Origin of the sequence: Epilithonimonas tenax DSM 16811 (assembly GCF_000428485.1) — a bacterium.
Lineage (GTDB): Bacteria > Bacteroidota > Bacteroidia > Flavobacteriales > Weeksellaceae > Epilithonimonas > Epilithonimonas tenax.
On sequence record NZ_AUAA01000035.1, the window covers coordinates 1 to 14501 of the forward strand.

16 protein-coding genes are annotated in these 14501 nt (G+C 36.2%); all 16 read left to right on the plus strand.

The genetic code is table 11. The features are described from left to right. Positions 1-241, plus strand: a 241-nt coding sequence (locus tag F564_RS19310; protein ID WP_034981659.1) for a transposase, incomplete at its 5' end; no start/stop codon positions are given. 197 nt (positions 242-438) lie between these two features. Next, entirely contained in the window at positions 439-1047 is a 609-nt protein-coding gene (locus tag F564_RS0113810; protein WP_028123171.1) for a Crp/Fnr family transcriptional regulator, read from the plus strand. Positions 1048-1112: 65 nt separating this feature from the next. Beyond that, complete coding sequence (locus F564_RS0113815; protein ID WP_028123172.1) at positions 1113-1424, plus strand: rhodanese-like domain-containing protein; 312 nt, start codon at positions 1113-1115, stop codon at positions 1422-1424. Positions 1425-1428: 4 nt separating this feature from the next. Further along, positions 1429-1863, plus strand: a complete 435-nt coding sequence (locus F564_RS0113820; protein WP_028123173.1) for an OsmC family protein — start codon at positions 1429-1431, stop codon at positions 1861-1863. 181 nt (positions 1864-2044) lie between these two features. Next, a complete protein-coding gene (locus tag F564_RS0113825; protein WP_028123174.1) occupies positions 2045-3262 on the plus strand; it encodes an IS4 family transposase in 1218 nt (405 codons plus the stop codon). A gap of 165 nt (positions 3263-3427) precedes the next feature. Beyond that, positions 3428-4735 (plus strand): TolC family protein, encoded by a 1308-nt coding sequence (locus F564_RS0113830; RefSeq protein WP_028123175.1) that lies wholly within the window; start codon positions 3428-3430, stop codon positions 4733-4735. Positions 4736-4763: 28 nt separating this feature from the next. Then, positions 4764-4931, plus strand: coding sequence for a hypothetical protein (locus F564_RS20665; protein WP_154656881.1), 168 nt, complete (start codon positions 4764-4766; stop codon positions 4929-4931). A 21-nt stretch (positions 4932-4952) separates the two neighbouring features. Further along, positions 4953-6041 (plus strand): efflux RND transporter periplasmic adaptor subunit, encoded by a 1089-nt coding sequence (locus F564_RS0113840; protein WP_028123176.1) that lies wholly within the window; start codon positions 4953-4955, stop codon positions 6039-6041. A 106-nt stretch (positions 6042-6147) separates the two neighbouring features. Beyond that, a complete protein-coding gene (locus F564_RS0113845; protein WP_028123177.1) occupies positions 6148-9369 on the plus strand; it encodes an efflux RND transporter permease subunit in 3222 nt (1073 codons plus the stop codon). A 59-nt stretch (positions 9370-9428) separates the two neighbouring features. Then, the gene (locus F564_RS0113850; protein ID WP_028123178.1) at positions 9429-9728 is read left to right on the plus strand and encodes a hypothetical protein; all 300 of its coding nucleotides are present in this window, start codon (positions 9429-9431) and stop codon (positions 9726-9728) included. A gap of 12 nt (positions 9729-9740) precedes the next feature. Continuing rightward, on the plus strand, positions 9741-9947 hold the full coding sequence (locus tag F564_RS0113855) for a YgaP family membrane protein (RefSeq protein WP_028123179.1): 207 nt from the start codon (positions 9741-9743) through the stop codon (positions 9945-9947). A 77-nt stretch (positions 9948-10024) separates the two neighbouring features. After that, positions 10025-10900: an AraC family transcriptional regulator gene (locus F564_RS0113860; protein ID WP_028123180.1), complete on the plus strand. Its 876-nt coding sequence runs from the start codon at positions 10025-10027 to the stop codon at positions 10898-10900. Between the two features lie 83 nt (positions 10901-10983). Beyond that, a complete protein-coding gene (locus tag F564_RS0113865) occupies positions 10984-11232 on the plus strand; it encodes a DUF4492 domain-containing protein (protein WP_051259685.1) in 249 nt (82 codons plus the stop codon). A gap of 15 nt (positions 11233-11247) precedes the next feature. Continuing rightward, positions 11248-12783 carry a cytochrome ubiquinol oxidase subunit I gene (locus tag F564_RS0113870; protein ID WP_034981664.1) on the plus strand — a complete coding sequence of 512 codons (1536 nt, stop codon included), beginning with the start codon at positions 11248-11250 and terminating at the stop codon, positions 12781-12783. A 13-nt stretch (positions 12784-12796) separates the two neighbouring features. Beyond that, positions 12797-13981 carry a cytochrome d ubiquinol oxidase subunit II gene (gene cydB, locus F564_RS0113875; RefSeq protein WP_028123183.1) on the plus strand — a complete coding sequence of 395 codons (1185 nt, stop codon included), beginning with the start codon at positions 12797-12799 and terminating at the stop codon, positions 13979-13981. 133 nt (positions 13982-14114) lie between these two features. Further along, positions 14115-14450 carry a NifB/NifX family molybdenum-iron cluster-binding protein gene (locus F564_RS0113880; RefSeq protein ID WP_028123184.1) on the plus strand — a complete coding sequence of 112 codons (336 nt, stop codon included), beginning with the start codon at positions 14115-14117 and terminating at the stop codon, positions 14448-14450. Positions 14451-14501: the final 51 nt, after the last annotated feature.

Here is a 14501-nt window from a genome sequence, read left to right on the forward strand (position 1 = left end):
GAGAAACAACCAAAAAAATTATCAAAAACAAAAATATATTTTCAGAAAATCGAGAAAAAGAATAGAGACATTATTCTCTCAGCTTTGTGACCAATTTAAAATCAGAAACAACTACGCAAAATCATTTGAAGGTTTTAAAACAAGGATATTGAGCAAAATAACAGCATTAACTTTCATTCAATTTGTAAATGTTTTTGTATTTAATAGAAAAATGAATAATATTAAAATTGCATTAGTTTGATAATGCACTACGAGTTAAACTAATGCTATTTTAATATTTAAAATACTATTTGATATGAATTCTAAAATACAGAGAATAGATTATCTAATAATTTTTTTTTTGAACAAAAGTTTATCTATTAATTATTTGCACTTTAAAAAAATAATCAACTAGTAGGAATGCATTCAGATTTCCCATAATTATATTTATATTTGAGTATGAATATTTATGAAATATCAAATCCTGAATTCAAAAAAGAAATTGCAGCTACCGGCGATTTAAAACTATTTCCTGCAGGCACAGTTATTTTAGATATCAACTCCTATGTTAATTACATTCCATTGGTAATGTCTGGCAGTGTGAAGGTCGTAAGAACGGAAGAGGATGGGAGAGAAATCCTTTTGTATTATCTTACGCCTGGGGAAAGTTGTATCTCATCAATACTTTCAGGGCTTACTCAAGGCACTTCCAAGGTTAAGGCAGTGGTAGAAGAGGATGCTGAAATTCTGATGCTGTCACTTCCCAAAGCCAAGGAATGGCTCACAAAATATCCGGAATGGTCTACTTTTGTTTTTGAGCTTTATCATAAAAGATTTGAGGATTTAGTCAATATGGTCAATTCAATTGCTTTCCAAAAAGTAGATGCACGACTATTATATTTATTAGACCAAAAGTCAAAACTGTATAAATCAAAAGAACTTTCAGTTACCCATCAACAGCTTGCAGACGAACTCGGCATAACAAGAGAGGCGGTTAGCCGAGTCCTGAAACAGATTGAAACCGAAGGCAAAATAAAACTTTCCCGAAATAAAATTACCCTATTGTAACTTACATCACTGACTGACTTTTATCTCCTCCGTAAATTTGCATTATAAATTTTAAAACCAATACAATGTTAGATGCAATAAAAAACCTTTTCGGGATGGATAAAACCGATTACGCTGCCCTTGTAAAAGAAGGTGCCGTTATTCTTGATGTAAGAAGCAAAAGCGAATATGCGGGAGGACATATCAAAAATTCTATTAATATTCCTGTCAACGAGCTTCAAAACAATCTTTCTAAATTAAAAAACAAAGACAAAACCATTATTACCTGTTGCGCATCGGGGATGAGAAGTGCTTCTGCAAAGAATGTTCTCGAGAATAGCGGTTACAAAAACGTGCACAACGGAGGTGGTTGGAACAGCTTAAACAACAAACTATAATCCGATGGAAGCACATTATTACAACGTAGATATTTCCTGGAAAAACGACCGAAAAGGCGAAATGTCTTCACCCGAACTTTTACAAAGTGTCGAAATAGCAACACCTCCTCAATTTCCTAAAGGAATTGAAGGAATCTGGTCGCCGGAACATTTGTTCACCGCCGCAGTAAGCAGTTGCTTAATGACAACCTTTTTGGCAATTGCAGAAAACTCAAAATTAGAATTTGAAAATTTTGAGTGTAAATCTAAAGGAAAACTGGAGCAGGTTGAAGGCAAATTCCTGATGACCGAAGTGATTTTAGAACCTGTTGTCACCATCAAAAATGAATCAGACAGAGAAAAAGCCGAGAAAGTTTTGCAGAAATCGGAAGCCAATTGCTTGATTTCCAATTCTGTGAAATCTAAAATCACGATGATTCCTCAAATCAAATTAAAATAAATGTCTCCATATGTTTTTTAATTGTTACCGCCTTTAATGGTAGTCATGGTCGGAAGAATTTTTCTTCCGACTTTTTTATATTAGACAATACGGGGGTGGTGTTTAATCTATTGATTACCAGTTATTTAATTTATTTTTATTATGTAAGTTTTGTATATTTATAGCTGATAATGAATTATTTATGTCAGTTTTTAAAGATCACAAAATATCTCTTAAAGATGTTTTAGAATTTATTCCCGAAGCACTTTTAACTCATCTCTCGGCAAGCACCAAAGTAGATCATTATAGCAAAGTTCTGCACGGCAAAAAAATGTTTTACCTGTTTTTGTCCTGCATCTTTGATAACGAGAAATTAAGTCAGAGAACTTTGGAGGATACATTTAACAGCAGCGGATTCAAAGCATTGTTTGGACTGGGGGAAGAGGAGAAAATACGCAGAAGTTCAATTTCAGAAAGGCTTTCAAAAATTGATTCTAATTATTTCAAAGAAATCTATGAGCAAATGTATGGGCGATTTTCAAGCCTTTATGACAAATCTGAAATCGAAAAATATAATCTCATCAGAGTGGACAGCACAATCGTTGCCGATACCTGTTCGAAACTTAAAGAAGGAATTGACCAGAAAAGTGGAAAGAAACTGGTAAAATTCAGTTTTTCTTTTGATGGAATTTTACCGTCGGCAGTAGAGATTTTTACGGGACAAAAATACTCTGCAGAAGACAACGCGCTCGCTGAGGCTGTTCTCAGCCAGATAAAAAAAGAAGAGCATCATGATAATATTTATGTCATAGACAGAGGGCTGCAGTCTACAAGAACGATGAAAGATTTTGAAGAAAAGTCTCTGAAATTTATTATTCGTTCCAGGGAAAAAAGAAAATTTGAAGAGATTACCTCTTTTATTGAAACGGAAATCCCTGTAAAATGGGATGACTGGGAAGTTATTAAAGACAGTAAAGTGAAGCTGTACACCGGAAAACCCATCCAAAACAAACGTGGAAATATCCATCATCGGGAAGAAAAAGTGGAAACAAATTTTCGATTGGTAGTCATCAAAAACGAAAAAACAGGCAAAGAATTTTGGTTTATAACCAACGAGTTTGAACTTTCTGCCAAAGAAATCTCAGATTATTACCGTAAAAGATGGGATATTGAAGTGTTCTTCAGGTTTATGAAACAAGAGCTGAATTTAAGTCATCTTGTATCACTGAATAAAAATGGAATTCAAGTGATGGTCTACGTGACAATGATTGCTTCTATGCTACTCCTGATTTACAAAAAAGCAAATGATTTAGGCTATAAGACTGCGAAAAGACGTATCACAATGGAGCTCAGGGATATGATTACCGCAATTTTAATCGTTTTTGCAGGAGGTGACCCCTCCAAAGTTTTCAAAACATAAACTAAAAAAAATGGTCGGAATTTCTTCCGACCATGACTACCTTTAATGGCGGTTTTTTTTTGTCCCCAAAATGAAATCAATTGTTGTTCTAGATTATCTTCTTATGTGATAAAGGTTACTGTGCAACAGTTTTCAGCAGTCTAACTTTGTCAAAAATTAAAGATTATGCAAAGAGTCTGGGTACTTATTTTATCATTAAGCTTATTTCAAAACGTATTTTCCCAAGATACCATCAGGATTTCCAAAACAGAATTGGAACAAAAAATTCTGGATAACAATCTTCAGGTAAAAATGGCGCAAAAAGAAGCCGAACTAGCCGATGCCGAACTTTTGGGAACAAGAGCAATGTATCTCCCGAATATCAATGCCTCTTATACTTTTTCAAATACCAACAATCCGTTGTATGCATTTGGTTCAAAACTCAATCAGGAACGTATTACGATGACGGATTTCAATCCCGATAATCTAAATTCACCAAAAAGCATTTCCAACTTTGCCACCAAATTAGAAATTCAGCAGCCCATCATCAATATGGATGCGGTTTACCAGAAAAAAGCCGGACAGGTAAAATCCGAAGTGCTGAAAATTAAAACCGAAAGAACCAAAGAATACGTTCAGTTCGAACTCAAAAAAGCATATATGACTTTGCAGATGGCTTACAAAATGGTAGAAACTTTAGAAAATGCGAGAACAACAACACTGGCAAACAAAAAAGTGATCGACAATTATTACAAAAACGGAATTATTCAGAAATCAGAGGTTTTGTATATGGACGTCCGTCTGAAAGAAATTGAAAATCAGATACAGTTCGCCAAATCCAATGTCAAAAACACTTCCGATTATCTTTATTTTTTGTTGGATGAAAATTATCAAAATAAGGTTTTGAAACCCACAGAATCCTTAGAATATCAGAACAATATGGTAGAAAATAATCCTACTTTAAACATTAATAGAAAAGATTTACAAGCCTACCAAAAATCTTTGGAAGCCTACGATTTAATGATAAAATTTTCCAAAGCCAAATTTCTCCCGAAACTCAATGCTTTCGGAAGCTTCGAGATGTACGACAACAAAATCGCACAGTTCGATGCCAACGGATATTTAGCCGGAATTCAACTTTCGTGGAATGTTTTCGACGGTCTCAAAGCCAAAAGCGAACAGGAAAAATACAAAGCCGAACTGAGTAAAGCACAAACCGAAATTCAGCAATACCAAAAACAAAGCGAGCTGGAATTGAGTAAAACTTCCCGACAGGTTCAGGATGCCGAAAACAAAGTAAACCTTACCAAACTCGCTTGGGAACAAAGCAAAGAAGCTTATAGGATCCGCAAAAACAGATATGATCAAGGCTTGGAAAAATCCTCAGATTTACTCACTTCAGAAACCCAGATGTCACAGAAAGAATTAGAGCATATTCAGGCGATTTTCGAATATAACACCGCTTTAGAATATTATAAATTTTTGAAAAATTAGTAATTAATAGGAACGAAATAATCTAAAAATGAGTGAGATATATTTTTATGAGCTATTTCCCGCTGTCCACTATATCTTTTTCTTTTTACTAACGCTTTTCCCCTTTCCAAAAAAGAAAAAGGATGCCGTTGCCATCGGAGCTATGATTAAAGTTCCGCCAAAAAATCGCAAAACGACGATTCAACAAGGTTCATAAAAAACAAATAAAATCAACATTATGAAAACATATATTTATTCCGGTCTTATTCTGTCAGCAGTTCTTTTTAGCAGCTGCTCGTCCGATGACAAAAAATCTGTACAAAATACAGATGCTCCCATTTCAGTTACGGTCAATCAATCCACTACCAATTCCACAGGTTCATCAGCAACCGCCAGTGGAAAATTGATTGCCAGAAATTCCGTGAATGTTTCTACCAGAATGATGGGCTATATCACCTCGATGCGTGGGGAAGTCGGGCAAAATGTAACAGCAGGACAGGCTTTGATAAGCATCAATTCTACCGACATTCAGGCAAAAGGAGGACAAGTCAATGCGCAGATTTCCCAAGCTCAGGCAAGTTTTAATATTGCAAAAAAAGATTATGAAAGATTCCAGAATCTGTACAAAAGTCAAAGTGCATCTCAAAAAGAATTAGACGATATGAGAGCCCGCTACGAAATGGCTCAGGCGGGTTTGCAAGCCGCTCAGCAAATGAAAAACGAAGTCAATTCTCAATATAAATATACCAACATTACCGCTCCGATTTCGGGAACAATTACTGCGAAATTTGCAGAGCAGGGCGATATGGCAAGTCCCGGAATGCCACTTTTGACGATAGAGTCTTCAGGAAGTTTGCAGGCGCAGGTTTTGGTTTCAGAAAAAGACATTACAATGATTACTCAGGGAATGAGCGTTCAGATTACTTTAAAATCAATCAACAAAACTATTTCCGGAACAGTGTCCGAAATCAGCAAATCAGCAACCAATACTGGCGGACAATATATGTTGAAAATCAATATTCCTGCATCAAAAGAATTGCTCCCCGGAATGTTTGTCAATGTGCAGTTTCCATTTAAAAATTCCGGAAAAACCAGTCAGGATTTTGAGGAAAGCATAATGGTTCCCCAATCTGCTTTGGTAGAAAACGGACAATTAACGGGAGTTTACGTTGTGAGTTCACAAAATACCGCCGTTTTGCGGTGGCTGAAAATCGGTAAAACATTCGAAGACAAGGTGGAGGTTTTATCTGGTTTAAATACCAAAGAACCTTACATCACTTCCTCAAACGGAAAATTGTATAACGGAGCAAAAATTCAAATTAAATAATGTAACAATCTAGCAATTTACCAATGTATCAATATTGTACTTGAATTAAACTTATCTGCATTGTTACACTTTTAGACTGGTACATTTTTAAATTAAAAAATATTTTATGGAAAAAGGATTCGCAGGACGTATCGCCGAGTTTTTCATCAATTCAAAGTTGACCATTTTGTTAATGATTGCTTTGATGATTATCGGGGTGTACAGTTCCACATTAATACCGAGAGAAGAAGAACCGCAAATCATTGTGCCAATGGCAGATGTAATGGTGGGTTATCCGGGAGCTTCGCCGAAAGAAGTGGAAAGTCGCGTGGTAAAACCTTTGGAAAAAGTTATTTCCAATATCAAAGGGGTAGAGCACATCCATGCAATGGCAATGAACGGAAGGGCAATGATCATTGTTCAGTTCTATGTAGGAGAAGATACAGAACGTTCCTACGTGAAGTTGTATGATGAATTGATGAAAAACAAAAACATCTTCCCGAAAGGCGTGATGGAACCGATGGTAAAAACCCGTTCTATAGACGATGTTCCGATGTTGGGACTTACACTTTGGAGTGAAAAATATAATGATTATGAACTTCGCCAGATAGGAGAAGAACTTTCTTCGGAAGTCAAAAAAATAAAAGACGTTTCTCTGACCAACGTGATTGGCGGAAGAAACCGACAACTGAAAGTCATTGTAGATAAAGATAAAATGGCTGAACTGAATGTCGATGCACTTTCTGTGATGCAGATGATTCAGGCAAACAACGGAAGTTCGCAATCCGGAAGTTTTGATTCTAATGATACAGAATATCTTTTGACAACAGGACAATTCCTGAATTCTGCGGAAGATGTAGAAAATCTGGTGGTGGGAACATCCCAAAATATGCCGGTCTATCTTAAACAGGTCGCTAAAATTGAAGATGGTGCCGCTTCTTCTTCCAATTATGTTAGTTTCGGTTATGGAAATGCAGTGGAAAATGGTAAGAAATTCAAATCAGAATATCCTGCAGTTACTGTTTCGGTTTCCAAAGTAAAAGGTGCCGATGCGATGAAAATTTCAGAACAAATCCTTGCCAAAGTTGATGAACTGAAGAAAACCTTAATCCCAAATGATGTTCACGTAGAAGTTACCAGAAATTATGGAGAAACGGCTTCCCACAAAGTGTCAGAATTATTGATGCACTTGGGCATTGCAATCTTGGCAGTTACCTTTTTGGTAATGCTCGCAATGGGTTGGAGAGGCGGACTGGTTGTATTCTTCTCGGTTCCGCTTACTTTTGCATTAACGCTTTTCAGTTATTATATGCTGGGGTATACTTTGAACAGAATTACGCTTTTTGCTCTCGTTTTCGTGGTCGGAATTGTGGTAGACGACAGTATCATCATCGCCGAAAATATGCACAGGCATTTTCATATGAAGAAATTACCCTTCAAACAAGCGGCAATATATGCGATCAATGAAGTCGGAAATCCAACTATTTTAGCCACTTTTACGGTCATTGCTGCGATTTTACCCATGGCTTTCGTCTCCGGAATGATGGGGCCTTATATGTCGCCAATGCCGATTGGAGCTTCGATCGCAATGATACTTTCGTTGTTTGTAGCATTGACGGTAACACCCTATTTAGGTTTTCATTTATTAAAGGTGAAAGATACGAAGGAGCATAAAGAAGAACAGGGATTAGAAACCGGCAGGATCTATAAAATTTATAAAAAAATAGAACAGCCATTACTCGACAGCAAATCCAAAAGATGGACGATGATGGGCGTTACGGTAGTGCTTTTATTGATTTCGGTATTGGCATTTTTCACGAAATGGGTCGCTGTGAAAATGCTTCCTTTTGATAATAAAAATGAAATTCAGTTGGTGATCGATATGCCGGAAGGAGCCTCTCTGGAAAGGACAGCCGCTGTTACCAAAGACATAGCTCAATACCTTAAAACGGTTCCGGAAGTTGTGAATTATCAAAATTATGTAGGTTCTTCTGCACCGATTACATTCAACGGTTTGGTTCGTCATTATGATTTGAGGGGACAGAGCAATACTGCCGATATTCAGGTGAATCTTTTGCACAAAGAAGACCGTGATGAACAAAGTCACGATGTTGCCAAGAAAATCCGTCCTGAAATTCAGAAAATTGCGGCAAAATACAACGCCAATGTAAAAGTGGTGGAAGTTCCGCCCGGACCGCCGGTTTTATCAACTATTGTTGCAGAAGTTTATGGACCTGATTATGATGGGCAGATAAAAGTTGCCAAACAAGTGGAGGAAATTCTGCATAAAACCGATGATGTTGTGGATATTGATTGGATGGTAGAAGCGCCTCAAACTGAATTTAAGATAATTCCGGACAAAGAAAAATCAATGTTAAACGGTATTGCCCCACAACAAATTGTAGGAAATCTATCGTACCTGATGGGCGAACATCCGATTGGAAATTTATATGATGAAAAATCAAACGATCCTGTTGATATCGTAATGAAACTGAATAACGGCGACAAAGCCGGCATTCAAGATGTGACCAACCTAAAAATAAAAGGACAAATGGGTATGATTCCTGTGAGCGACCTGGTGAAAGTAGAACGAGATACGTTGCAAAAATCTATTTACAGAAAAGACCAGAAAAGAGTGGTGTATGTAATGGCGGATATGGCAGGCGGTTTGGAAAGTCCGGCATATGCGATCTTGGGAATGGAAGAAAAACTCAAAAAAATAGAGCTCCCGAAAGGATATTCACTAAACGAATTGTATATGAACCAGCCGGAAAGCGAAGATAATTACACTGTGAAATGGGACGGAGAATGGCAGATTACCTTAGAGGTATTCAAAGATTTAGGAACTGCATTTGCCGTTGTGATCATCATTATTTATATGCTGATTGTCGGTTGGTTTCAGAATTTTAAAACTCCGATTGTCATGATGGTTGCCATTCCGCTTTCGCTTATCGGGATTGTTTTGGGACATTGGCTTCTTGGTGCATTTTTTACGGCAACTTCATTTATCGGAATGATTGCTTTAGCAGGAGTCATGGTGAGGAATTCGGTTTTGCTGATTGATTTTATAGAAATCCGTCTGAATGAAGGAATCCCAATCAAACAAGCCATTATAGAAGCAGGGGCGGTACGAACTACGCCAATTTTATTAACAACGGGAGCGGTAGTGATCGGAGCGGTGATTATTCTTTTCGATCCGATTTTCCAGGGATTGGCAATATCACTGGTTTTCGGAGCGATAGTTTCCACCATTTTGACATTGATTGTTGTTCCAATTATTTATTATATGACGGAAAGACATAAATGGGAGAAAAAACCAGAAGTAGAAAATAAAGTTTCCGAAGAGTAAAAAATAACCAAACCTCATAGGTTTCAAAAACCTGTGAGGTTTTAATAAAGTTCAAAATTATGAAACTATTATTGATAACAGCAATAGAAGAATTTGAAAAAGATGTCAAAAATATTCTTAAACATTCCGGAGTGAAAGCCATTTCTTATCAATCTGTAAAAGGATTCAAAAACAACGGTGATGAGCTCGAAAATTGGTTCAGTTCGGACAATGTTGAGATTGATTCTTTGTTATTTACCGTTTTTATAGAAAGCAGATATGTTGACGAAATTTATATCCGTATACAAGATTTTAATTCAAGACAAAAAACACTTTCGCACGTTCATATCGCAACCGTACAATTAGAAAAATCAATTTAAAACAAGAAATTTATGCATACAAGAATCGCACACGCAATAGCCGGAATTTTAATTCTGTCCAGCCTCTTTTTAGGAATTAAAGTGAATGAAAACTGGTTTTGGCTTACAGGTTTTGTAGGTGTCAACCTTTTACAAAATGCTTTTACCAATTGGTGCTTGATGTATGCAATCCTGCACAAATTAGGAATTAAGGACGACGGAAAAAGTTGTTCCAGATAAATATTATTTTAAATCTTGCCCTTTCATTATATTTGTGAAAGGGCTTTTTAATTTTCTTCTTTAATTCTTGAAAAATAATGAACATTCCCATTCTCAAATCCTGCGATATTCCGGAAAGGGAAAATCAGAAAGAATCTTTCGTGATACACAATCTCAGCCATCTTGTGAAGGAAGATTTATACATTCCGAAAATTCCGCACAGGCACTCTTTTTTTCAGATTTTGTATGTGAGTAAAGGAACGGGAATTCACTATGTCGATTTTCAGGAATGGGAGATAGAAGATAGCACCATATTCTTTCTAAGTCCCGGTCAGGTTCACGATCTTAGGTTTACTTCCGAAGATACTGAAGGCGTTATGATCAATTTCAGAGAAGAATTCTTTAATGATTTTCTTTCGCAAAAGGATTTTATCAATTCACTTCCTATATTCAGTAAAAACGGAAAATCCAGCTTTAGAAAAGTAGACGGTTGTAAAAATGAATTGGAGTTTACTTTTTTCAAGATATTTGAATTGATAAGTTCTGATTCTAAGTACAAAAAACAACTTATTCAAACCCTTATTCTGGAAATTTTGCTGATGATTTCTGTGAAAACTAAAGATGAAAACCCAGAAAACGAAAGCACCGGCAATAATTATCTTCTCGTAAAATTTGAGAAACTTCTGGAGAAACACTTTATGGAAGCCCATTATCCGAAATTTTATGCGGATCATCTTTCCGTTACTCCCAATTACCTCAATACACTTTGTAAAAAAATCACCGGAAAAACTGCGGGTGAAATAATTAGAAACAGAATCATTCTAGAGGCTAAACGTTTTTTAATAAATTCCGAATACACAATTTCCCAAATCGCCTACGATTTGTATTTTGAAGACAATTCCTATTTTACCAAATTTTTTAAAGCCAATTCTGGGATTACACCTGCGGAATTTCGGAAATCTTTAAATAAATAAAAATTACCATTTTATCCCTTTTTTCTGCCATAACTCTGAAAGCATTCAGAAGTAAATTTGTGGGGTAAAATAATCCTGCAATAATGTTAATACAGCAAGTATCCAGATTCATACTTTATCCTTTTCAGGAACTTATAAAATTATATCAATATGGCTTTAGTATAATGTCTAAAGAAAGTAGGACACTTTGGATTATTGCAGTAATCAAATTGTTTGTAATGTTTGGAATCCTGAAAGTGTTCTTTTTTAAAGATTTTTTAAAAACCCAATTTAAAGATGACAAACAAAGAATGGAATATCTTCAGAAGAATTTTACAGAAATCAAAAAATAGAAAAATTACAATCTTATGAATCATATAGACTGGGAACTCGTCAATTGGTCCAGAGCACAATTTGCTCTCACAGCAATGTACCACTGGCTTTTTGTTCCGCTTACTTTGGGAACCACTTTTATGATTGCCATTATGGAAACCATTTATGTGAAGACACAAGACGAAAAATGGAAAGAGATCACCAAATTTTGGATGAAGCTTTTCGGGATCAACTTTGCCATTGGTGTTGCCACCGGAATTATTTTGGAATTTGAATTCGGAACCAACTGGAGTAATTACTCTTGGTTTGTAGGAGACATTTTCGGAGCTCCGCTTGCAATTGAAGGAATAATGGCTTTCTTTATGGAAAGTACCTTTATTGCTGTAATGTTTTTCGGTTGGGACAGGGTAAGCCAGAAATTCCACCTTACTTCGAGTTGGTTGGTTGCCATTGGTTCCAATCTCTCCGCTTTGTGGATTTTGGTGGCAAACGGCTGGATGCAGAATCCTGTTGGGGTACAATTTAATCCTGATACGATGAGAAATGAGATGATTGATTTTTGGGCTGTGCTTCTCAATCCGGTTGCGGTGAACAAATTTCTTCATACCGTCATTTCTTCCTATATAGTTTCGGCTTTATTCGTGGTAGGTGTAAGTTCCTGGTTTTTACTAAAACGGAGAGATATAGTTTTAGCAAAAAGAAGCATTCTTATTGCCACTGTTTTCGGACTTCTAGCAACCATTGGAACATTCTGGAGCGGAGATGAATCTGCAAGACAAGTTGCCAGTACGCAACCTATGAAACTGGCGGCAATGGAAGGTCTTTATGAAGGCGACCGTTCTGCACCGCTTATTGCGATGGGGATTTTCGGAGAACAGGATAATACGGTTCATAAAAAAGAACAATTTCTGGTAGAATTTCAGATTCCTAAAGCTTTGTCTTATCTGGCGTTTTTAGATTCTGACAGGTTTGTTCCGGGAATCAGCGATTTGGTTCACGGAAACAAAAAAGAAGGTATTCCTTCTTATGACGAAAGAATTTCCAGCGGAAAAATAGCGATTGATGCCTTACGAAATTACGGCGACGCCAAAAAATCCGGAAATCTTCCGAAAGCAGAAGCTGAACTGAAAACTTTCCGTGCCCACGAAAAAGATTTTGGCTATGGTTATTATTTCGGAAAAAATCCCCATATGCTTATTCCTAATGTAAAAATGAGCTTCTATTCCTTTCATATTATGGTGATTTTGGGAACCTACTTTTTAGTACTTTTTATTATACTTTTCATTAAAACCCTGAAAGGAAATCTGGATAAAAGCAGAGCGCTTCTAAGGCTTACTTTATGGAGCATTCCGTTGGGATATATTGCCTCACAGTCTGGCTGGGTAGTGGCAGAAGTAGGAAGACAACCTTGGACAATCCAGAATCTACTTCCGAATATCGCCTCGGTTTCTCAGATAGATGCGTACAGCGTACAGATTACCTTCTTTTTGTTTCTGATTATTTTCACAACACTTCTCATTGCCGAAATCAAAATTATGCTTTCAGCAATTAGAAAAGGTTCTCAACATTAAAAAAAATAAAACTATGTTTTCATTCTTAGATTATAACGGTCTCCAACATTATTGGTGGGCATTGGTGTCACTTTTGGGAGCCTTATTGGTATTTTTACTGTTTGTTCAGGGTGGACAATCCCTGATTTATTCATTGGCTTCCAGCGAAAAAGAGAAAACCATTTTGCTGAATTCCACCGGAAGAAAATGGGAGATTACTTTCACAACGTTAGTCACTTTCGGAGGTGCATTTTTCGCTTCGTTTCCGCTGTTTTATTCTACCAGTTTTGGCGGTGCATACTGGGTTTGGATGGCGATTTTGTTTGCATTCATCATTCAGGCTGTCTCCTATGAGTTCAGGAGCAAAGCTGATAATTTTTTAGGACATAAAACTTTTGAAATCTATCTTTTTATCAATGGAGTATTGGGAAGTCTGCTTTTAGGCGTTGCCGTTTCTACATTCTTTACCGGAGCAGAATTTTCCGTCAATAAAACCAATATTGTGAATTTGACGATGCGAGAAATGCCTATCATTTCTTCTTGGAAAACACCTTTTCACGGTTTGGAAGCACTTTGGACGGTCGAAAAGCTTGCCTTTGTACAGAATATAAGTCTTGGATTGGCTGTTTTTTTTCTTGCAAGAGTTTTGGCGAATCTGTATTTCCAGAAAATGATTGATGATGAGAATATCTTGGAAAGGTCAAATAAAAGTTTGATAATAAATGCTTTATTGTTTCTTGTATTCTTTTTGTTTTGGCTTATCAGATTGATGTTTTTAGATGGTTTTACAGTCAATCCTCAGACGCAGGAAGTGTTTTTAGAATCTAATAAATATTTTCAAAATTTTTTGGAAATGCCATTTCTCACAATCATTTTCCTAATGGGAGTAGTTTTGGTTTTAATTGGATTATTTCTGAACATTTTTATGAAAAGTAAAAACGGAATCTGGTTTTCGGGTATAGGAACCGTTCTCACCGTTTGGATGCTTTTGATTTCCGCAGGTTTCAATGATACAGCCTACTATCCTTCAACGTACGACCTTCAGAGTTCTCTCACGATTTCCAATTCATCTTCCAGCGAATTTACATTAAGAACAATGAGTTATGTTTCACTTCTTGTTCCGTTTGTCTTGGGATATATTGCTCTCGTTTGGAAGAAAATGGATTCCCGCAAAATCTCTTCAGAAGAGCTTGAAAACTCGGAAAACCATACCTATTAATTCTTAAAAAATAAAGCAATGCAAATAAAAGAAATACTTCAGATCATTACACTTCCGATAATGATTTATGTTTCCTACAGAATAATATTCTGGTTGTACAATAAACTGGAAAAAGAAGATAAGCTAAAATGAAATGAAGAAAATAGTAATTCCAACCAATGACCGGGAAACCATAGCCGTTCACATCGGCAGATGTCTTGAGTTTGCGGTTTACACAATAGATAAAGGAAATATTATTACTCTGGAATTTGAGAACAATATTCATTCTCATTCGGATGGTAAAAATGCGGGAAAGAATTCACAGGGAATTTGCGGACATCAGGAAATAGTCAAACTATTCTACGGCGCAGATCTTATATTGTATTATACAATGGGTAAAAATCTCAGGAAATTACTTGATGAAAACGGTCTGCCATACCAAAAGGCAAAATCCATTTATATGAAAGAAATTATAAAAGAAATTTTATAAAGATTCAAATTAATCGGAGAATAACAGTAAACATCATTAAATCTGGTTTCT

Bases quoted from the DNA above. Each gene is read 5' to 3' on its own strand.
- F564_RS0113825 (WP_028123174.1), top strand. From the start codon at position 2,045: ATGTCAGTTTTTAAAGATCACAAAATATCTCTTAAAGATGTTTTAGAA.
- F564_RS0113815 (WP_028123172.1), top strand. From the start codon at position 1,113: ATGTTAGATGCAATAAAAAACCTTTTCGGGATGGATAAAACCGATTAC.
- F564_RS20665 (WP_154656881.1), top strand. From the start codon at position 4,764: ATGAGTGAGATATATTTTTATGAGCTATTTCCCGCTGTCCACTATATC.
- F564_RS0113855 (WP_028123179.1), top strand. From the start codon at position 9,741: ATGCATACAAGAATCGCACACGCAATAGCCGGAATTTTAATTCTGTCC.
- F564_RS0113810 (WP_028123171.1), top strand. From the start codon at position 439: ATGAATATTTATGAAATATCAAATCCTGAATTCAAAAAAGAAATTGCA.
- F564_RS0113870 (WP_034981664.1), top strand. From the start codon at position 11,248: ATGAATCATATAGACTGGGAACTCGTCAATTGGTCCAGAGCACAATTT.
- cydB (WP_028123183.1), top strand. From the start codon at position 12,797: ATGTTTTCATTCTTAGATTATAACGGTCTCCAACATTATTGGTGGGCA.
- F564_RS0113830 (WP_028123175.1), top strand. From the start codon at position 3,428: ATGCAAAGAGTCTGGGTACTTATTTTATCATTAAGCTTATTTCAAAAC.
- F564_RS0113880 (WP_028123184.1), top strand. From the start codon at position 14,115: ATGAAGAAAATAGTAATTCCAACCAATGACCGGGAAACCATAGCCGTT.
- F564_RS0113845 (WP_028123177.1), top strand. From the start codon at position 6,148: ATGGAAAAAGGATTCGCAGGACGTATCGCCGAGTTTTTCATCAATTCA.
- F564_RS0113850 (WP_028123178.1), top strand. From the start codon at position 9,429: ATGAAACTATTATTGATAACAGCAATAGAAGAATTTGAAAAAGATGTC.
- F564_RS0113860 (WP_028123180.1), top strand. From the start codon at position 10,025: ATGAACATTCCCATTCTCAAATCCTGCGATATTCCGGAAAGGGAAAAT.
- F564_RS0113840 (WP_028123176.1), top strand. From the start codon at position 4,953: ATGAAAACATATATTTATTCCGGTCTTATTCTGTCAGCAGTTCTTTTT.
- F564_RS0113865 (WP_051259685.1), top strand. From the start codon at position 10,984: ATGTTAATACAGCAAGTATCCAGATTCATACTTTATCCTTTTCAGGAA.
- F564_RS0113820 (WP_028123173.1), top strand. From the start codon at position 1,429: ATGGAAGCACATTATTACAACGTAGATATTTCCTGGAAAAACGACCGA.